At 65.3% G+C, this 18,928-nt stretch carries 18 protein-coding genes and 1 pseudogene; 9 read left to right on the top strand and 10 right to left on the bottom strand.

The annotated features are described in order from the left end of the window. The first annotated feature begins 24 nt into the window (after positions 1 to 24). Positions 25 to 1,290, top strand: coding sequence for an alpha/beta hydrolase family protein (locus tag FG95_RS09460; protein ID WP_037555502.1), 1,266 nt, complete (start codon positions 25 to 27; stop codon positions 1,288 to 1,290). Here FG95_RS09460 and murA read toward each other — a convergent pair. Beyond that, positions 1,277 to 2,563, bottom strand: coding sequence for a UDP-N-acetylglucosamine 1-carboxyvinyltransferase (gene murA, locus FG95_RS09455; RefSeq protein ID WP_037555501.1), 1,287 nt, complete (start codon positions 2,561 to 2,563; stop codon positions 1,277 to 1,279). The genes FG95_RS09460 and murA overlap by 14 nt on opposite strands. A gap of 217 nt (positions 2,564 to 2,780) precedes the next feature. On the opposite strand from murA, the gene FG95_RS19875 reads away from it, so the two are divergent. Together FG95_RS19875 and FG95_RS09440 are read left to right on the top strand one after the other, a co-directional pair. Continuing rightward, positions 2,781 to 3,797, top strand: a complete 1,017-nt coding sequence (locus tag FG95_RS19875; protein ID WP_052182259.1) for a DUF3011 domain-containing protein — start codon at positions 2,781 to 2,783, stop codon at positions 3,795 to 3,797. A 298-nt stretch (positions 3,798 to 4,095) separates the two neighbouring features. Beyond that, the gene (locus tag FG95_RS09440) at positions 4,096 to 5,016 is read left to right on the top strand and encodes a DMT family transporter (protein WP_037555499.1); all 921 of its coding nucleotides are present in this window, start codon (positions 4,096 to 4,098) and stop codon (positions 5,014 to 5,016) included. Here the strand turns inward: FG95_RS09440 and FG95_RS09435 are convergent. Continuing rightward, positions 5,013 to 5,627, bottom strand: coding sequence for a 2-hydroxychromene-2-carboxylate isomerase (locus FG95_RS09435; protein WP_037555498.1), 615 nt, complete (start codon positions 5,625 to 5,627; stop codon positions 5,013 to 5,015). The genes FG95_RS09440 and FG95_RS09435 overlap by 4 nt on opposite strands. Beyond that, a pseudogene (locus FG95_RS21300) lies at positions 5,621 to 6,344 on the bottom strand (SDR family NAD(P)-dependent oxidoreductase). The gene FG95_RS09435 and the pseudogene FG95_RS21300 overlap by 7 nt, the downstream one beginning before the upstream one ends. Positions 6,345 to 6,503: 159 nt before the next feature. On the opposite strand from FG95_RS21300, the gene FG95_RS09425 reads away from it, so the two are divergent. Beyond that, on the top strand, positions 6,504 to 6,995 hold the full coding sequence (locus FG95_RS09425; protein WP_037555496.1) for a winged helix-turn-helix transcriptional regulator: 492 nt from the start codon (positions 6,504 to 6,506) through the stop codon (positions 6,993 to 6,995). Here the strand turns inward: FG95_RS09425 and clpS are convergent, their stop codons facing one another. From clpS to FG95_RS09410, 3 genes are all read right to left on the bottom strand, one after another. Continuing rightward, positions 6,996 to 7,349 carry an ATP-dependent Clp protease adapter ClpS gene (gene clpS, locus FG95_RS09420; protein ID WP_037555536.1) on the bottom strand — a complete coding sequence of 118 codons (354 nt, stop codon included), beginning with the start codon at positions 7,347 to 7,349 and terminating at the stop codon, positions 6,996 to 6,998. Positions 7,350 to 7,575: 226 nt separating this feature from the next. Then, the gene (locus tag FG95_RS09415) at positions 7,576 to 8,316 is read right to left on the bottom strand and encodes a phasin family protein (RefSeq protein WP_052182258.1); all 741 of its coding nucleotides are present in this window, start codon (positions 8,314 to 8,316) and stop codon (positions 7,576 to 7,578) included. A 123-nt stretch (positions 8,317 to 8,439) separates the two neighbouring features. Continuing rightward, positions 8,440 to 10,221 (bottom strand): PHA/PHB synthase family protein, encoded by a 1,782-nt coding sequence (locus FG95_RS09410; protein WP_037555493.1) that lies wholly within the window; start codon positions 10,219 to 10,221, stop codon positions 8,440 to 8,442. Positions 10,222 to 10,347: 126 nt separating this feature from the next. On the opposite strand from FG95_RS09410, the gene FG95_RS09405 reads away from it, so the two are divergent. The 3 genes from FG95_RS09405 to FG95_RS09395 all read left to right on the top strand — a co-directional run bounded on the left by FG95_RS09405 (position 10,348) and on the right by FG95_RS09395 (position 13,489). After that, entirely contained in the window at positions 10,348 to 11,562 is a 1,215-nt protein-coding gene (locus tag FG95_RS09405; RefSeq protein ID WP_037555491.1) for an LL-diaminopimelate aminotransferase, read from the top strand. Further along, positions 11,559 to 12,044 (top strand): DUF2721 domain-containing protein, encoded by a 486-nt coding sequence (locus tag FG95_RS09400; protein ID WP_235211518.1) that lies wholly within the window; start codon positions 11,559 to 11,561, stop codon positions 12,042 to 12,044. The genes FG95_RS09405 and FG95_RS09400 overlap by 4 nt, the downstream gene beginning before the upstream one ends. 131 nt (positions 12,045 to 12,175) lie before the next feature. Beyond that, positions 12,176 to 13,489, top strand: a complete 1,314-nt coding sequence (locus tag FG95_RS09395) for a spinster family MFS transporter (protein ID WP_037555490.1) — start codon at positions 12,176 to 12,178, stop codon at positions 13,487 to 13,489. Between the two features lie 7 nt (positions 13,490 to 13,496). On the opposite strand, the gene FG95_RS09390 is transcribed toward FG95_RS09395, so the two are convergent. The 3 genes from FG95_RS09390 to FG95_RS09380 form a co-directional block, all read right to left on the bottom strand. Continuing rightward, positions 13,497 to 14,087 carry an NADPH-dependent FMN reductase gene (locus FG95_RS09390; protein ID WP_037555488.1) on the bottom strand — a complete coding sequence of 197 codons (591 nt, stop codon included), beginning with the start codon at positions 14,085 to 14,087 and terminating at the stop codon, positions 13,497 to 13,499. Between the two features lie 55 nt (positions 14,088 to 14,142). Continuing rightward, positions 14,143 to 14,883, bottom strand: coding sequence for a class I SAM-dependent methyltransferase (locus tag FG95_RS09385; protein ID WP_052182256.1), 741 nt, complete (start codon positions 14,881 to 14,883; stop codon positions 14,143 to 14,145). Between the two features lie 94 nt (positions 14,884 to 14,977). Continuing rightward, positions 14,978 to 16,267, bottom strand: coding sequence for an adenylosuccinate synthase (locus FG95_RS09380; protein WP_037555487.1), 1,290 nt, complete (start codon positions 16,265 to 16,267; stop codon positions 14,978 to 14,980). Positions 16,268 to 16,403: 136 nt separating this feature from the next. On the opposite strand from FG95_RS09380, the gene FG95_RS09375 reads away from it, so the two are divergent. Both FG95_RS09375 and FG95_RS09370 read left to right on the top strand, forming a co-directional pair. Further along, positions 16,404 to 17,348, top strand: a complete 945-nt coding sequence (locus FG95_RS09375) for an alpha/beta hydrolase (protein ID WP_037555486.1) — start codon at positions 16,404 to 16,406, stop codon at positions 17,346 to 17,348. 21 nt (positions 17,349 to 17,369) lie between these two features. Continuing rightward, entirely contained in the window at positions 17,370 to 17,747 is a 378-nt protein-coding gene (locus FG95_RS09370) for a DOPA 4,5-dioxygenase family protein (RefSeq protein ID WP_037555485.1), read from the top strand. Here FG95_RS09370 and FG95_RS09365 read toward each other — a convergent pair. Next, complete coding sequence (locus FG95_RS09365; protein WP_037555484.1) at positions 17,744 to 18,856, bottom strand: ATP phosphoribosyltransferase regulatory subunit; 1,113 nt, start codon at positions 18,854 to 18,856, stop codon at positions 17,744 to 17,746. The two genes, FG95_RS09370 and FG95_RS09365, sit on opposite strands and share 4 nt — an antisense overlap. Positions 18,857 to 18,928 lie beyond the last annotated feature (72 nt).

Genomic DNA, 18,928 nt, shown 5'->3' with positions numbered 1-18,928 from the left:
GTATTGCCGTAATAATACGGTGATATGAAGATGTTTGCCAGCACGTTGTTGCTCCTCGCCGCGCTTCCGGGCGCACCGGCTTTCGCGCAAGCCGCTTGCCAGCCCGGCACCTATGCGGCCCCCGATGGCGATTTCGTGGTACTTGCGAAGCTCCCGTCGATCCCGGCGCCAGGGCTGCGCTATCTGTTCCGCGATGGGCGGCGTGGCGCGACGTCGGACCCGGATGCGCCACTGGCTTGCGATGCCGGTCAGGTGAATGTGAAAGGCGCGGCTTGGCAACCGGTCGCGTTCCGCGAGACGCCGGCGAGTTTCGACAGCGTCGGCACGAAGATGACGGGCATGCTCATCGAGCCGCCGGGCGCGGACCCCACGCGTCCGCTCGTCGTGATGGTGCACGGGTCCGAACGCTCGTCGCCGATCGGCGGCATCTATGGCTATGCGATGGCGGCGCAGCGGATTTCGGTATTCGTCTACGACAAGCGCGGGACGGGCGGTTCCGATGGCGAATATACGCAGAATTTCGAACTGCTCGCTGCCGATGCGGCGCATGCGCTCGAAAAGGCGCGGGAGATGGCGGCGGGCCGGTTCGGTCGCGCGGGCTTTTTCGGCGGCAGCCAGGGCGGCTGGGTGGCCCCGCTCGCGGCGACATTGACCAAGGCCGACTATGTGACCGTCGGCTTCGGCCTCGTCGCCTCGCCGATCGAGGAAGATCGCGAGCAGATGGTCTCCGAAGTGCGCGCGGTGGGGCTGGGCAAGGATGCCGAGGCGCTGGTCAACCGCTTGTCGCAGGCTACCGCGGGGTTGCTGCTGTCGGATTTCGACACCGGCTACGAAGCGCTCGATGCCGTGCGACGCGAGATGGCGGACCAACCATGGGCGGCGAAGATCGAGGGCGAGTATAGCGGGGCGATTGCGCGCATGCCGAACGAGGAGCTGAAGCGGATCGGGCGGGCGCGCTTCGACAACCTCGAACTGATCTGGGACTATGACGCGGTTGCGGCGCTACGGAAACTCGATACGCCTTTGCTGTGGGTGCTTGCGGGCGAAGACCGCGAGGCGCCGATCGAAACGACGCGCGGCGCGCTGCTCGGGCTTGCGAGAGAAGGCAAGCCCTTCGACGTCTACCTCTTTCCCCGCACTGATCACGGCATGTTCGAGTTCACGACTGCCGCCGACGGCTCGCGCCGTATAACGCGCATCACCGACGGCTATCTCAAATTGCTCGGCGACTGGATCAAGGGCAGCGCAAGCGGCAAATATGGCCGCGCGGAGAGACTTACCCTGCGCTGATCCGCTCGATGTCGGCGCCGACGGCCTGGAGCTTCTCTTCGAGCCGCTCGTAACCGCGGTCGAGGTGATAGACGCGGTTGACCTCGGTTTGCCCCTCGGCAGCAAGGCCCGCGATGATCAGGCTCATCGATGCGCGCAGGTCGGTCGCCATCACCGGCGCGCCGACCAGATGGTCGACCCCGCGGACGATCGCGGTCCGGCCCTTGACCTGAATGTCGCAACCCATGCGCGCCAGTTCGGGGACGTGCATATAGCGGTTTTCGAAGATCGTCTCGGTGAACAGCGACGCGCCCTTGCCGAGCGTCGCCATCGCCATGAACTGGGCCTGCATGTCGGTTGCGAAGCCCGGGTAGGGCGCCGTCGAGAGCGTGACGGGTTCGGCGCGGCCCGACATGGCGACACGGATGCCGGCCTTGGTCGGCTCGACCGTCGCGCCGGCTTCGCGCAGCGCGGCGAGCGTCGCGTCCATTTCATCGACCTTGGCGCCGACCAGCTCGACATCGCCCTCGGTGATGACCGCGGCGCAGGCATAGCTGCCCGCCTCGATGCGGTCGGCCATGACGCGATAGGTTGCGCCGTGCAGCCGGTCGACACCCTCGATCGTCAGCGTTTCGGTGCCGATGCCGTCGATATGCGCGCCCATCGCGACGAGGCAGTTGCACAGGTCGACGATCTCGGGCTCGCGCGCCGCATTTTCGAGCACGCAGCTGCCTTTGGCGAGCACCGCCGCCATGACGGCGTTTTCGGTCGCGCCGACCGAGACGACGGGGAAGGTGAACTTGCCGCCGGGGAGGCGTCCGCCACCGGGCGCGCTCGCCTTCACATAGCCCGACGCAAGTTCGATCTCGGCGCCGAAGGCCTCGAGGGCTTTCAGGTGGAGGTCGATCGGGCGGTTGCCGATCGCGCAGCCGCCGGGAAGCGACACGGTCGCCTCGCCCGCGCGCGCGAGCAGCGGTCCGAGCACGAGGATCGACGCGCGCATCTTGCGCACGATGTCATAGGGCGCAACGGTCGAGGTGAGGGTGGTCGTGCGCGCGGTCATCACGCGGCCGAAATCTTCGGGTCGCGATCCCTCGATCGTCGTCGAGCAGCCGAGCTGGTTCAAGAGGTGGCCGAATCCGTCGACGTCGGCGAGCCGCGGCAGGTTGCGAAGCGTCAGCGGCTCGTCGGTGAGCAGCGCGCAGGGCAGCAGGGTGAGCGCCGCATTCTTGGCACCGGAGATGGGGATACGGCCCTTGAGTCGCTGGCCGCCGCGAATGACGATCTGATCCATCGGCTGTCTTTAGCGCATGCGCCGGGCCGCGCAAGCGGACTGGCCATGCCGGCGATGGCGGCCGGCGGTGGGCGCCGCCAAGGATGGTTAAGTTGCCGTATGAGCGAATAGCTTTCGTCGTGGCTTTCCCATCGAAAATGTGAAACTATTCTTGCCCATATCGGGCCTCGACAATCGCAGCGTTTACGTAAAACGACTTTTCACAGGGGAGAAGGTCATGCGGAATAATGTCGTCACGGTCGTGATTACGGCCACCTTGATTGCCAGCCAACTTGCTGTGCCCGCGATGCCGCAGGCCACGACCTTGCCCTATCCGCCACCCGGCGGCCCGCAGATCCAGCCGCCGCGCCCCGGCTATGGCGATGGCTATGCCGGAACCATCCGCTGCGAATCGCGGAACAACCGGCTTCAGCGCTGTAACGTCCGCACGAACAATCGCGTCGAATTGATGCGCGTCATCGGCGGGCGCTGTTCGAAAGGGCGCGACTGGGGCTTTACCGCGACGCAGATCTGGGTGTCGGGCGGGTGCCGCGCCGAGTTCCGCTATGGCTATGCCAATAATGGCGGCAATCCGGTGCCGTTGCCGCAGCCGGTCGACGATTATGCGGGGACGATCCGCTGCGAGTCGCGCAGCAACCGCTATCAGCAGTGCAATGTCGCGACGAACGACCGCGTCGAACTGGTGCGCCGGATCGGCGGGCGCTGCAACGCCGGGCGGCAATGGGGCTATACCTCGAGCTATGTCTGGGTGAACAACGGATGCCGCGCCGACTTCGGCTATGGCTATCGCAACCTCCGGCCGCCCGAAAAGGACAAGGATAAGGGGCCGAGCACCGGGCTGATCATCGGCGGCATCGTCGTCGCGGGCGGGCTGCTTGCCCTGCTCGCGAGCCAGAGCAAGAAGAAAAAGGCCGAAGCCGGCGAGCCGGTGCAGGACGGCACGCCAACGCCGACCTATCCGGCGGGGCCTCCGGCGACATTGAGCGCCAATCTTTCAGCGCTGCCGAGCGCGGCGCGGCCTTCGGTGCAAAACTGCATGAACGATGCGGCGCGCCAGATCGGGGTGACCGGCGGCACGCGGCTGTCGTACGACCGGCTCGTCCACCTCGAGCAGGGCAACGGCGGATGGCGCATCCGTGCGGCGATGACCGCAACCTATCCCGATGGCGCCAAGCAAATCGAAATGTATTGCCGCGCGACGCCGACGCAGATCATCCAGCTCGACTTCAGTTAAGGGGAATCCTTCGTCTGGAGACGCGTCGGCGCGAACGCGTCGGTTGCCGGCGGTTTTGGAGTGGTGAGCGGACATTTCAGTTCCGTCATCCCGGCGAAGGGTGTTCAGAGGCACGTGACTCTGAAACACGATCTCACCCTAACGGTTTATCGCACCGGCGAGATCCCGGCCCTCGCCGGGATGACAATGGAAAGAATGTCGTATTCCGGTCGGAAGGCAGTCGCTTATATCCTCCTCCCGATTGCATCTTTCGGCCAAGCCGTGAATGAGAGAGCCGGCGTGGCGTGAGCGGAACGGAATGATGAACGACGGTGGCCCGTTCGCGGCGCTTTGGAAACGGGCTTATCCACTGCTGACGGTCACCGCGCTGTTCTGGGCGGGCAATTCGATCGTCGGACGCGCGGCGCGCGACCTCGTGCCGCCCGCCGCCCTGTCTTTCTGGCGCTGGACCTTCGCGCTCTTGCTGCTGCTGCCGCTCGCCTGGCCGCATTTGCGGCGCGACTGGCCGGTGCTGCGCGCGAACTGGCCGATCGTCGCGCTGCTCGGCGCGCTCGCGATCGGTTCGTTCAACATCCTGCTTTACACGGGCTTGCAGAGCACCACCGCGCTCAATTCGATGCTGATCCAGTCGGCCCAGCCCGCGCTTGTGCTGATCGCCGGAGCGCTGGTGATGGGCGATCGCACCAGCCTGCGGCAGGTTGCGGGAGTGCTGATCTCGCTCGCCGGCGTGCTCGCGATCATCGCGCGCGGCGATCCTGCGATGCTATGGGGCCTCCGGCTCAATATCGGGGACGCGATCATCAGCGTGGCGGTGCTGATCTGGGCGCTCTACTCGGTGCTGCTCCGCCGCCGCCCTGTGGTGCATCCGCTAAGCTTTCTCGCGGCATCGATGGTCGTCGGCATCGCGGTGATCGCGCCTGTCTACGCGCACGAACTCTGGTCGGGGCGGCTGATCGTTCCGGCGGCGGGGAGTGCGCTCGCGATCGCCTATGTCTCGATCTTCCCGTCCTTTCTCGCCTATCTCTTCTTCAATCGCGGGGTCGAACTGATCGGCTCGGCGGCGACGGGGCAATATATGAATGTCATGCCGCTGATTGGCGCGGGACTCGCGATGCTGTTCCTCGGCGAGGCGCTGCACCTGTTCCATGTCGCCGGGCTGGCGCTGATCGTCGCCGGAATCCTCGTCGCCGGGCGCCCGCCGCCCGCGGCGCAGGCCTAAGCCTCGATCTGGCCGAGTGCTTCCTCGACCTGCGCCAGCCGGTCCTTGCCGAAGAACATCTCGCCGCCGACGAAAAAGGTCGGGATGCCGAACACGCCGCGCGCGACCGCGGCTTCGGTGTTGGCGGCCAGCCTTGCCTTGATCGCGGGCTCCTGCGTGCGCGCGAGGAGGGCGGGGCCGTCGAAGCCGTTCGCCGAGAGGAAGGGTGCGATCACCTCCGGATCGTCCATCTTGAGGCCTTCCTCCCACATCGCGCGGTTAACCGCGTCGACATAATCGTCAAGATTGCCTTCGTCCTCGGCGACGATCGCGCCGCGCATGACGGTCAGCGTGTTGACGGGAAAATGCGGATTGATGCGGAATCTGACGAGGCCGTGCTTCGCGATGAAGCGGCGCATTTCGAGATTCTCATATGCGAGCTTCGCGGGCGCGTCGGCATATTGGATCATCGGCGCCTTGTTGCCCGTCGCCTTGAAGATGCCGCCCAAAAGACAGGGGGCGATGACGAGATCGGCGCCCGTGCGGTCGAGCAGGTCGGGAAGCGCCTTCATCGAGAGATAGGCGTTGGGGCTGCCGAAGTCGAAGATGAGTTCGAGCGTTTTGGTCACCATTTTTCTCCCCAGGGGCGAAGATCGAGTTCGTGCGTCCAAGCGCTTTTGGGCTGCCTGTGGAGCATCACATAATTGGCGGCGATGGCTGCGGGATTGAGGATCAGATCCCGTGCTTTCGCGTTGTCGAAATCGGGATGGCGCCCTTTGATGAATTCGGTGTCGATCGCGCCGTCGATGATCGTGTGCGCAACGTGGATGCCCTGCGGGCCGAGTTCGCGCGCCATCGACTGCGCAAGCATGCGGAGCGCGCCCTTGGCACCCGAAAAGGCGGAGAAACCCGATCCGCCGCGCAGGGACGCGGTCGCGCCGGTGAAGATGATCGTACCGCGGCCCCGCGGCGCCATGCGCCTCGCCGCCCATCAGGAAGCCGCCGAGGCATGCCATTTCCCAGACCTTGGTGTAGACGCGCACCGTCGTGTCGACGATCGGGAAATTCACATTCGCGCCGATGTTGAACACCGCGACCTCGACCGGGCCGACCTCGGCCTCGACCTGATCGAACAGCGCAATCATCGCTTCTTCCACGCGCGCGTCGGCGGGGAAGGCGCGCGCCTGATGCCCGTCGTCGCGGATCTGCTGCGCGAGGGCTTCCAGCTGCTCGGCGTTGCGTTCGCGGCGGTTGACGCAGGCGGTGAGGCCCGCGGCGGCAAAGGCGCGGGCGATCGCGCCGCCGGTGGCGTCTCCGGCTCCGATGATGACGGCTGCGGGGTTGGGCATCAGCGACTCTCCTGTTGCGCCACATCGTAACTATGATAATCATAGTAACAAGGATTAAATTTAATCGTCATTCCCGCGAACGCGGGAACCCAGCGAACCAGCGCCGGAACTGGGTTCCCGCATTCGCGGGAATGACGAGGAAGGGGAAGTGCTGGAACAATGCCCAAACGCGCGGATTTGTCGGATACGTTCTGCCCCGTCGGCCGCTCGGCCGAATTGCTCGGCGACCGCGCGGTGCTCCTGATCCTGCGCGACCTGTTCTTCGGGCGGCGGCGGTTCGAGGAGATCGCGGCGAACACCGGGCTCGGTCCGCAGATCGTATCGGCGCGGCTCAAGCTGCTGGTCGAGCAAGGGGTGATCGAACGCCGCGCCTATCGAGAGCGGCCGCCGCGCTACGAATATCGCCTGACCGCGAAGGGCAAGGATCTGTTCGACGTCCTCTACGCGATGCGCAACTGGGCCGAACGCTGGGCCTATGAAGAGGGTGAGACGGGGGGAGGGCCGGCCATGCGCTATACCCATCGCGCTTGCGGTGCCGACGTCGGCACATCGACCGTCTGTCCGGGGTGCGGCGAGCCGCTGCGCTATGGCGATCTGAAAGGGGAGCCGTCGCTGGCGCTCAAAGCCGAACAGGCCGCAAAATCGGGCTGATCAGGCCTTTTCCAGCGTGCATTGCAGCGGATGCTGGTTCTGCCTCGCGGCGTCCATCACCTGGTTTACCTTGGTCTCGGCGACTTCGTAGCTGAACACGCCGCACACGCCGACGCCCTGCTGGTGGACGTGCAGCATCACCTGCGTCGCCTGCTCGATATCCATGTTGAAGAAACGCTGGAGCACCATCACGACGAATTCCATCGGCGTGTAATCGTCGTTGAGCAGCAGCACCTTGTACATCGAGGGCTTTTTCGCCTTGGCGCGGGTGCGCGTCGCGATACCAACGCCGGGGCTGCCGGGCGAGCCGTCGTCCTTGTCCGCCATGGCGCGGACATTCTTTGACTCCGCCATGGCGCGGACCGGCTGGATGGTCGAAACTGGAAACATCATCGCAGGAATATCGCAAGCCGCGGCCGAAGCGCAAGGGGCGCGGTCGCGGATTTTAACCTCTTGTTCGCCAGCGGGCAGAACCAAAACAAGAACCGCCCGCTTCCGGGGAAGCGAGCGGCCTTGGGGTGTCGGCGCAGGCGGGGAGAGGGAGGGGAGTCGCCCGCGCCAACGATGGAAGAGAGGGCGCTTAGGCGGCCTTCATCTTCGAAGTGATGACCGAAACGCGGTTCGAGATCGGCGCGAAGCTGTCGTTCGTCAGCTTGACGACGAGTTCGCTGGTCTTCGAGGTCTGCGCGACAGCGGCGTCGAACGCCTTCTTGCTGTTCTCGGCATAGAGCTTGAAGAAGTCGGCCGGGGTCTTGACGGCGGTATAGCCCTTCAGCGCGGCGGTCGTGTCTTCGAAGCTCTTGCGAGCGAAGGTGACGCCTTCCTGGCCGAGCGTTTCGATGCCCTTGGCAGCGATCTTGCCCGATTCGACGAGGGCTTCGATGTTCGCCTTGTTGAATTCGACGGCTTCTTCGGCGAGCTTGCTCGACTTGGCCATGGCTTCCTTCGCCTTCTCGTTGAAGTCGGCGGTCAGGGTTTCGGCGCGGGTCTTCGCTTCTTCGGCGAACTTCTTGACGGTGTCGTTCATGGTCTTCAGTCCTTTGGTGGCGAGAGCGGCCGGCTTCGGCGCGGCTTTCGCGGGCTTGGGGGCAATGGTCTTCGCAGCCGCCTTCTTGGGGGCGACCTTCTTGGCTGCCGGCTTTGCGGCTTTCTTTTGGACCGGCTTGGCCTTCGCCGCGACAGTCTTGGTTTTCACGGGCGCCGCCGCTTTCGCCGCGGATGCAGCTTCGGCGGGAGCGGTAGGAGCGGCCACCGGCTTGGCGGCGGTTTCCAGCGTCGCGGCTTCGAAAGCCTTTTCGGCACTATCCATCTTGGTAGCCATCGGGACAACTCCTTTATGTTGCACTGCACAATATAGGAGTGGATCGGCGATTTCAAGAAAAAATTTGTGCAGCGCACAAAAATGCTGCACCGTCGGCCAGAGCGCCGATATATTCGCCAGATATTACCGCTGTTTGACGTAGCGGCCGGGGGCGTCCTCGATCGGCTTTTTCTTGCCTTTACCGGGGATGCGCGCGCCCTTGGCGGCGCTTTTTTCATCATCCTGCTGCGCGATCCAGCCGATCCAGTGCGGCCACCAACTGCCCTTGGTCTCGGACGCGCTCGCAACAAAATCGTCGAGCGACGCGGCCCCGTTGTCGCCGGTCCAATATTGATATTTGCCCGCCGCGGGCGGGTTGACCACGCCGGCGATGTGGCCCGAACCCGCGAGCACGAAGGTCTTGGCCCCCGAGAGATGGTCCATCAGCCGCCAGACGCTCGCGAGCGGCGCGATATGATCCTCGCGGCCCGCCTGGATATAGGCGGGGGTCTCGATCTTCTTGAGGTCGATCGGCGTGCCCATCACCTCCAGGCTGTTCGGGATCACCAAACGATTGTCGCGATAGAGGTCGACCAGATATTGCCGGTGCCACTTCGCGGGCAGGTTGGTGACGTCGCCGTTCCAGTAGAGAAGGTCGAAAGGCGGATAGTCGTTGCCGAGCAGATAATTGCTCACGACATAATTCCAGATAAGATCGCGGCCGCGCAGACTGTTGAAGGTCGCCGCCATATAGCGCCCGTCGAGGAACCCCCCCGCTGACAGCTGCTGGAGGAGGGTCAGATAGCTTTCATCGACGAACATTTTGAGGTCGCCCGCCAGTTCGAAATCGACCTGCGCAGTAAAGAAGGTCACCGACCGGACCTTGTCGGCCTCGCCGCGCGCAGCGAGCATCGCCAGCATCGCCAGCGTCGCGGCGAGCGTGGTGCCCGCGACGCAATAGCCGATCGTGTGGACGTGCGGCACGTCGAGAAGCTCGCGCACCGTATCGATGGCATCGACCTGCGCCGCGATATAATCGTCCCACACGACCTCGCTCATCGAAGCGTCGGCCGACTTCCACGATACCATGAAGACCGAAAGGCCTTGTTCGACCGCCCAAGCTACGAAGCTTTTCGCGGGATTGAGGTCGAGAATGTAGAAGCGGTTGATCCACGGCGGGAAGATGACGAGCGGGACGGTGAAAACCTCCTTCGTCGTCGGGCTGTACTGGATCAGCTGATAGAGATCGGTTTCGTGGACCACCTTGCCCGGCGTGGTCGCGATATTCACCCCGACTTCGAACGCGTCGGGGTCGACGTGGGAGAGTTGCCCGCGCGACAGGTCGGCGAGCATATTCTTCAACCCCTTGAGCAGGCTTTCGCCGCGCGTCTCGACCGCGCGTCTGATCACTTCGGGATTGGTGATCGCAAGGTTCGAGGGCGACAGCGCGTCGGTCATATTCTTCGCGGCGAATTCCATCTTCGCGCGCGCATGCTCGTCGAGCCCCTGCATGGTGCGGGTGGTCGTGAGCAATTGTTCGGCGAGCAGGCCGTAGGTTTGGCGGATCAGCGCGAAGACCGGGTTGGCGGTCCAGTCGGGATCGGCGAAACGCTTGTCTTTCGGCGCATCGGCGTCCGGCGCGAACGACGGCTGGATCGTCGCGAGCGAAGTCCAGAAGGCCACGCCCTGTTCCCACAGCTTCGACGATTGTTCGGCCCACAGCTGGGTGGTCGGATTTTGCAGCCAGCTCGCGGGGTCGAACATACCCGCCGCGGCGCTGTTGCCCTGGTTGGCCTGACCCAGCGCATATTCGAGCATCATCTGCTGCGCGCGGCCCATGACACTGGCCCAATGCTGCAGGTCATCGGGTGATGGCATGAAGGGATTCGGCGTCTCGGTCGTGTCGTCCTTACCCGTATCGTTCATGCTCGTTCCTGCTGGTCAGTGCGGATATAATGCCTATAACAAGCCGCGATGCGGCTGGCGAGATTGCCGCGCGCGTCAATCAGGTTCTGACCTTCCCGTAACGCAAAGGAGTTGTTCTAGTTTCCCATGTCCGAAGATGAATTCTATCGCATCAAGCGCCTGCCGCCCTACGTCATCGCTGAAGTGAATGCGATGCGTGCGGCCGCCCGCGCCGCGGGAGAGGACATCATCGACCTGGGTATGGGCAACCCCGACCTGCCGCCGCCCGCGCATGTGATCGAAAAGCTGTGCGAAGTCGCGATGAAGCCCGACGCGCACGGCTATTCGCAGTCGAAGGGCATTCCGGGCCTCCGCCGCGCGCAGGCCAATTATTACGGGCGCCGCTTCAACGTCGAGCTCGATCCCGAAAGTGAAGTCGTCGTGACGATGGGGTCGAAGGAGGGGCTTGCGAGCCTCGCGACCGCAATCACCGGCCCCGGCGACGTCGTGCTCGCGCCGAACCCCAGCTATCCGATTCACACCTTCGGCTTCATCATCGCCGGCGCGACGATCCGCAGCGTTCCGACGACGCCCGACGAGAATTACTGGCGCGCGCTCGACCGCGCGATGGCCTTCACCGTACCGCGCCCGTCGATCCTGGTGGTCAACTATCCGTCGAACCCGACCGCCGAAGCGGTCGACCTCGCCTTCTATGAGCGGCTCGTCGCCTGGGCGAAGGAGAATAAGGTGTGGATCCTGTCCGACCTCGCCTATTCCGAGCTTTATTACGACGGCAATCCGACGCCTTCGATCCTGCAGGTACCGGGCGCGAAGGATGTCGCGATCGAGTTCACCTCGATGTCGAAAACCTATTCGATGGCGGGCTGGCGCATGGGTTTTGCGGTCGGCAACAAAAAGCTGATCGCCGCGATGACACGGGTCAAATCCTATCTCGATTACGGCGCCTTCACCCCGATCCAGGCCGCGGCCTGCGCCGCGCTTAATGGTCCGCAGGACATCGTCGCCAAAAACCGCGAGCTTTACCAGAAGCGCCGCGACGTGATGGTCGAAAGCTTCGCGCGCGCCGGCTGGGACATTCCGAGCCCGCCCGCGTCGATGTTCGCCTGGGCGCCGCTGCCGCCCGCGCTCAAGGAAATGGGCAGCCTCGAATTCTCGAAGCAGCTTCTGACCCATGCCAAGGTCGCGGTCGCGCCGGGCGTCGGCTATGGCGAGGACGGCGAGGGTTATGTTCGCATCGCGATGGTCGAGAATGAACAGCGCATCCGGCAGGCGGCGCGCAACATCCGCAAATTCCTCGCCATGCACGGGGTCAACACGCCGTCGGTCGCAGCCGGGGGATGATGGACCTCGACGCCGGCGCGATTGCGCAGACGATCCAACTGTCGGTCACGCCGGTGTTCCTGCTGGTCGCGACCGGCAGCCTGCTCAACGTCATCGCGGGGCGGCTGGCGCGCGTCGTCGATCGCTCGCGCAACCTGATGGAACGCTGGGCCGACACCGAAGGCGTCGAGCATGAACGCATCGTCGCCGAACTGCGCATCGCCGACCGGCGGATGGGGATCATCAACAATTCGATCCTCTCTGCCGTGGCGTGCGGCATCGTCGTCTGCCTGCTCGTCGCTTTGCTGTTCACCCAGGCCTTTACCGGAATCAATCTTGGAGTCGCGGCGTCATGGGCCTTTGCGGCAGCGATGCTGTTGCTGCTCGTCTCGCTGATCCTTTTTCTCGTCGAGGTCCGTCTCGCGGTGCGTGCGATCCATGTCCCGATGGAATTGCTCGAGCTGGAGGGCAGGGATCGGAAGCGGCGGCGCGACCGACACTGACCGGCCGAAAAATTTTTCCATGCGCCGCGCGGCGGGCGCCGTAACGGCAATTGCGAACGGCCTTCCCGGCGCACCGCAAGGGCGTTGACACCGGTCCCTCCGGTCTGCTCCGATGGCGGCGGGAGAGATAGATGACTGACAAAGCCGCTCCGGCCCCGGGTATCGCTTCGCCGTCAGCCACCAGCGTTTCCGCGCAGACGCGGACGATGCTGTGGATCCTGCTGATCGTCTATATCTTCAATTTCCTCGACCGGCAGATCGTCAACATCCTCGCCGAACCGATCAAGGCCGACCTCGGCCTTTCGGATACCCAGCTTGGCCTGCTTGCAGGCCCGGCCTTCGCCGTTTTTTATGCGCTGCTCGGCATCCCGATCGCGCGCTATGCCGACCGGGAGGGGACGAACCGCGTCCGGCTGATCGCCCTCGCGCTCGCCATCTGGTCGGCGATGACCGCGGTGTGCGGGCTCGCGCAGAATTTCGTGCAATTGCTCCTCGCGCGCATCGGTGTCGGCGTGGGGGAGGCTGGGTGCACGCCCGCCGCGCATTCGCTGATTTCGGATAGTGTGGTGCCCGAAAAACGCTCGTCGGCGATCGCCTTTTACGGGCTCGGCGTGCCGATCGGCTCGTTGCTCGGACTGATTCTCGGCGGTATCGTCAACGATCTATACGGCTGGCGCATCGCGCTGATGCTCGTCGGGGCGCCCGGTATGCTCCTCGCGCTGGTAGTGCTGTTCGTGATGCGCGAACCGCGGCATCACCGGCCCGTCGAAACGACGGCGACCGCTGCGCCCGCACAGCTTCCCGCGCGCCAGGCGATGCGCGAAATCTTTTCGTCGCGCGCGTTTCTCTACATATTGATCGCGGCGTCCGTCACCGCCTTTCTCGGCTATGGCAAGGCGCTGTGGACGATCAGCTTCTTCATCCGCAGCCACGGCCTGTCGACGACCGAAGCGGGACTCTCGATGGCAGTGGTGTTGGGGCTGGCAGGGGTATTCGGCACCTGGCTCGGCGGCAAATGCGCCGACATTTTCGGCAAGCGCGACAAGCGACATATCCTGACCTTGCCTGCTTATGGCATGGCCGTCGGCGCCCCGATCCTCTTTCTCGGCTATCAAATGGACGACTGGCGCGTCGCAGTAGCGCTGCTTATCGTCCCGACCATCCTCAATTCGGCCTATTATGGTCCTGCGTATGCCTGCGTACAGGGACTGGTGCGGCCGCAGGCGCGCGCGGTCGCGGCGTCGATCATGCTGTTCGGTCAGAATCTGATCGGGCTGGGCTTTGGCCCGTTCCTCTTCGGCGTGCTGTCGGACGCGCTCGCGCCCGCTTATGGCGAAGAAAGTGTGCGCTACGTTCTTTATGGCGCGGCGTGGCTCGGCCTCATCCCCGCCTTCTTCTTCTGGCGCGCCAGCCTGCGGCTCGGCCGCGAACTCAAGTCTGGCTAGAGCAGGCTTAGTAGGGCGGATCGACCTTCGCGCGCTGCGCCTTGGCGGCGTCTATCCACCAATTGAGGTCGTCGGCGAAGCGCGGGAAGCTCTTTTGAAGCCGCGCGCCGTCGTCGCCCGTCGGATTGCCCTCGGCGTCGAACGCGCCGCCGATCCGCCCGACCGGCAGGATCGACGAGGTGACCGCCATTCCCATCTCACCGAGCGTGTCGCGCCAGCCCATCATCGCGCGCACCCCCGACCATGGGCCCGCCGAATAACAGGCGATCGCGGCGGGGCGCCAGAACCATTCCTCGAGAAAATGATCGGTCAGATTCTTGAGCCCCGGCTGCGGCCCCCAATTATATTCGCCGGTGACGAACAGGAAACCGTCGGCGGCGCGGATCTTCCCCGCAAGTTCCTCCATCGCCGCAGGCGCCTCGCCCTTCGGATATTCCTTGTACATGCGGTCGAGCATCGGGAGGTCGACCGCTTTCGCGTCGATCAGTTCGGCGCTGTCGCCGCGCGCATCGATGGCATCGACGAGCCAGCGCGCGAGCTTGATACCCTGCCGGTCGCGGCGATAGCTGCCGTAGAAAACGAGGATATGGCGCGGCATGGGGTCACCTTGAAAGGAATGGCTGTCACCGACATACGCGTCCAGTTGCCCGATGTCAGCCCGGAACGCGGCCGATGAGCGTGCCCTTCGTGCCCGACCGGTCGAACGCGAAATCGATCTGCGGCCATCTCTTCTGCCAGCGCCGCGCGACGAGACGCTCGCCCGGCCGGGCGGCGTCATCGAGCAGGATCGTCGCTCCGTCGGCAAGGCGGGGGAACAGCGATTCGGCCGCCCCGCGTACCAGCGGATGCAAGGCCCATGGCGGGCCGTCGATCACGAGCAGGCCGATGTCCGCCGGCAGGTCGGCGAGTTGATACCACAGGCCCGGCCAGTCGCCGGGCGGCGGTCCGAGCGGCGCGTGGCGAAGGTCGGCGGAAACCCCCTGACCGGCAAGCCAGTGCGCGGTGGCGGTGACAAATTCCTGATGCTGGTCGTAACTGACGAGCCGCCCGCCGCCGAACATCGACAGCGCCTTCGCAATGACAAGGCTGCTCGCCCCGCAGCCGAGCTCGACCACGACCGCCGGGCGCAATGCCTCAATCGCGTCGACGATATGCGTCAGAAAGCGCGTGTCGGCTTTCCAGCTGCCGAGATGTGGCAGCGCATCGTCGGGAAGGTCGAGCCGGCGTAGCAGCGCGGCTTTCTCGGCCTTTCGTCCGCCCCACAATGATCGCAGCAGCCAGGGCCACTGGATGGCGCCGAAGGCGATGACTTCCAGCCGCTCGCGCGCCGGGCGCGGCAGGGCGTCGTAGATATCGGGACGCGCGAGGAGGTGCGTCGTTTCGCGGCTGGTCATCCACAGCCAACTAGGCACGGCGGATGGCAGTTCAGTGACGGCGGGCCCGATTGCGTCCGGCCGCCGCGTCCGTGCGACGACCGGCGCTTTCGGCTCAGTCGCTGAACGGATCGCGAATCAGGATCGTGTCCTCGCGTTCGGGGCTCGTCGACACCAGCGCGATCGGGGTTTCGATCAGTTCCTGCACGCGCTGGATATATTTGATCGCCTGTGCGGGCAGATCGGCATAGCTGCGCGCGCCCGCGGTCGATTCGTGCCAGCCGTCCATTTCCTCGTAGATCGGCTCGACCTCGGCCTGGTCGGCCGAGTGCGCCGGGAAATAGTCGAGGATCTTGCCGCGGAGGCGATAACCGGTGCAGATGCGGATCGTGTCGAAACCGTCGAGCACGTCCAATTTGGTGAGCGCGACGCCGGTGACACCCGACACCGCGCAGCTCTGGCGCACGAGCACAGCATCGAACCAGCCGCAGCGGCGCTTGCGCCCGGTGACGGTGCCGAATTCATGCCCGCGCTCGCCGAGCCGCTGGCCGATCTCGTCCTCGAGCTCGGTCGGGAAGGGGCCGCTGCCGACGCGCGTCGTATAGGCCTTGGCGATGCCGAGCACGAAGCCGACCGCCGAGGGGCCGAGGCCCGAACCCGACGCCGCAGTGCCGCTCACCGTGTTCGAGCTGGTGACGAAGGGATAGGTGCCATGGTCGATGTCGAGCAGCACGCCCTGCGCGCCCTCGAACAGGATGCGTGCGCCGGCCTTGCGGACCTTTTTCAGGCGCTTCCAGACGGGCTGCGCATATTCGAGCACATAGTCGGCGATCTCGCGAAGGTCGGCGACCAACCGCTCGCGGTCGATGGGCGGCTCGCCGAAGCCGGCGCGGAGCGCGTCGTGGTGCGCGGTCAGGCGGTCGAGCTGCGGTTCGAGCTTGTCGAGATGCGCAAGGTCGCACACGCGGATCGCGCGGCGGCCGACCTTGTCCTCATAGGCGGGGCCGATGCCGCGGCCGGTGGTGCCGATCTTGCCCGCACCCGCGGCGGTCTCGCGCAGCGCATCGAGGTCGCGGTGGAAGGGCAGGATCAGCGCGCAATTGTCGGCGATCGCGAAATTCTCGGCGTTGATCTCGACGCCCTGACCGCGCAGCTTGGCGATCTCGTCGCGCAGTGCCCACGGGTCGAGCACGACGCCGTTGCCGATGATCGACAGTGTGCCCGTCACGATGCCCGAAGGCAGCAGCGACAACTTGTAAACCTGCTCGCCGACGACAAGCGTATGGCCGGCGTTGTGACCGCCTTGGAAGCGGACCACGGCATCGGCACGGCTGGCGAGCCAGTCGACGATCTTGCCCTTGCCCTCGTCGCCCCATTGCGACCCGATGACGGTAACATTTGCCATGATGCTGTCCTGCTGATTGGCGCCTTTCGGCCCGGCGCGGCCTTAGCGGATTTGGCCGGAGAGGCAAGGGATGGTGGCAAGTTTTTGCGACAAATCCGGGCGAGAAGCGCATGCGCCGGGATAGCGGAGAGCGACGATGAACAAGCAAAAATGGATCGGGTATATAACGGTTGCCGCATTTGCGGTTGCGAGTGTCTCGGTGCCTGGCCCCTTCGCCGATGCCCGCGAACGGCTGCGCGACCGGATCGATGCACGCCTTGCCGAGCGCATGGGCGCCGATGAAGGCCCGAAGGCGCCGGGCAGCGAGACGATTTCCTATGGGACCGCCGCCCTTCAACGGCTCGATATCTGGCGCGCAAAGGGGACGAAAGGGCCGGCGCCGCTGATCGTCTTTGTCCACGGCGGTGGGTGGAAGCGCGGCAGCAAGGACAATGCGACGGGGCGTTTCAAGGCCGAGCATTTTCCCCAGCAAGGCTATGCCTTCGCATCGATCGACTACCGGCTCGTCCCCGCTGCGACGGTCGAGCAGCAGGCGGCCGATGTCGCTGCGGCGGTGAAGGCACTGGTCGATCGCGCGAACATGCTCGGCATCGACCGGCGGCGCATCGTGCTGATGGGGCATAGCGCCGGCGCGCATCTCGTCGCGCTGGTCGGCACCGACGAACGCTATCTGCAGGGCGCGGGCCTGTCCTTTGCCGACATATCGGGCGTGATTCCGATCGACGGGGCGGCCTATGATGTGGCGGCGCAGATGAAAGATGGTCCGCCGATCATGAAGAAGACCTATGTGCAGGCGTTCGGGACCGATCCCGCGCGGCAAATGGCCCTGTCACCGACGCAGCAGGCGGCCGCGCCCAATGCGCCGGACTTCCTGCTGCTCTATGTGCAGCGTCCCGATGGCGTGCGGCAGGCCAAAGCCTTGGGCGCGGTTCTTGAAACCGGGGGCAGCCGCGTCGAGCACGGCAGTTTTCCGGGCGAGGGGTTGCAGGGGCATGCCGAAATCAACCGGCGGTTGGGCGATCCGTCCTATGCGCCCACCGCAGCGGTCGACGTCTGGCTGAAACGGCTGTTCGCGCGCTGATCGCTGCGATAGGGAGGGGAGATGACAAACCCAGACGCCCCCTATCACGCCCATATCTATTATGACCCCGCCGAGCGCCCCGCTGCGGCGGCGCTGCACGACGATTTCGGGCGCGACCCGGCGATCCTGTTCGTGGGAGCGATGACCGACCGTCCGGTCGGTCCGCATCCGATCGCGCAATATGAGGTGCATTTTCTGGCGCGGTCGCAGGACGCCGTTATCGCGGCGATCGAGCCGACAGGGCTGCGCGCGCTGGTCCATCCGCTGACCGACGACGACCTCGCCGACCATACCAGCCTTGCGCACTGGATCGGCGAGCCGATCGACCTCGACGTCACCGTGCTCGACCCGCCGGGGTTCAATCAGGGCATGGCGCGCTTCGGCGGGGCGGACTTTTAAACTTCCACGGGTCCGTCGCGGCCAAGGATGAAACCGCAGCCGAGCGCGCGGGCGTCGTCGCTCTCCGACAGCGCGGCGACCGTCTGCCAGTCGTCGGCGCGCAGGCTTGCGGCGAGCGCCGGGTCGTGGCCGAGCGGCAGAAAAATGCGGCGCTCGGCCATGTTTTCGGCGCCGAGCCCTGCGTCGATCAGCGGATCGGGATAGAGCGAAAAGCCCACCGCCGATTCTTCCTGCTCGCCGACGGGAATCGAATAGCCGCCACCGCGGCCGACCGCGTCGCCCTGTCCGGGCACAAAAATCTGGAAGCCGAACCAGCTCTGATAGGCGAAACCGTGGCGCTCGGTCGGATCGAGCGTCAGCGTGACACGGTCGCGGATCGGCGCGGCGATCGCTTCGAGCGCGTCGATGCGGGCGGTGAGAACGCCGGTGGTGTCGAAGGCGCGGAGGTCGGCAATCGCCTGATCGAACGGGCCGGTCGCGCGGAGCAGCGGCAGATAGGCGGTTGCGCCGATCCGCGTCAGTGCGCCGGCGTCCTTGGCGTCGAGTTCGTCGCGCAGTTGCTGGATATCGGCTTCGACGGGAAGCGGCCCGCCCGCGAGCAGGTCGACGACGTCGGGCAGGGTGAAATCGATCGTGACGGGGCCGATGCCTGCGGCGTCGAGCGCGTCGATCGCGACCGTCACGATCTCGCGTGCGGCGGCGACGCTATCGCTGCCGATCAACTCGGCGCCGACCTGCAACATCTCGCGCGCCGGGCGGAGCTGGCTGGCGCGCAGTTTGACGACCTGTCCCGCGTAGCAAAGGCGCAGCGGGCGCGGCGCGCCGGCGAGGAGCGAAGTCGCGATGCGGCCAACCTGCCGCGTAATGTCGGGGCGTAGCGCCAGCGTGCGCTGCGACACCGGGTCGGTGAAACGCAGCAGGTCGCGGGTTGAGCGCTCATCGTCGCCGCCGAGCGTTTCGCGAAACTCCGCGAGCGGCGGCGATACGCGGCCATAGCCGTGCGCGCGCATCGCATCGACGAGCGCGCGCGTGACGCGCGAGGCGGCCTCGGCCTGCGCGGGCAGGCGATCGCGGAGGCCTTCGGGCAGCAGGGCAGGGGCCTTGGTCATCGAATGCGGCCTTAGGCGGGTGGAGGAGGGGATTCAATATTTCTCCCCTCCCGCTTGCGGGAGGGGGGCGGG

Source organism: Sphingopyxis sp. LC363 (assembly GCF_000756385.1).
Lineage (GTDB): Bacteria > Pseudomonadota > Alphaproteobacteria > Sphingomonadales > Sphingomonadaceae > Sphingopyxis.
Note: the sequence above shows the minus strand (reverse complement) of the source record. Positions and strands in the feature narration are given on the sequence as shown.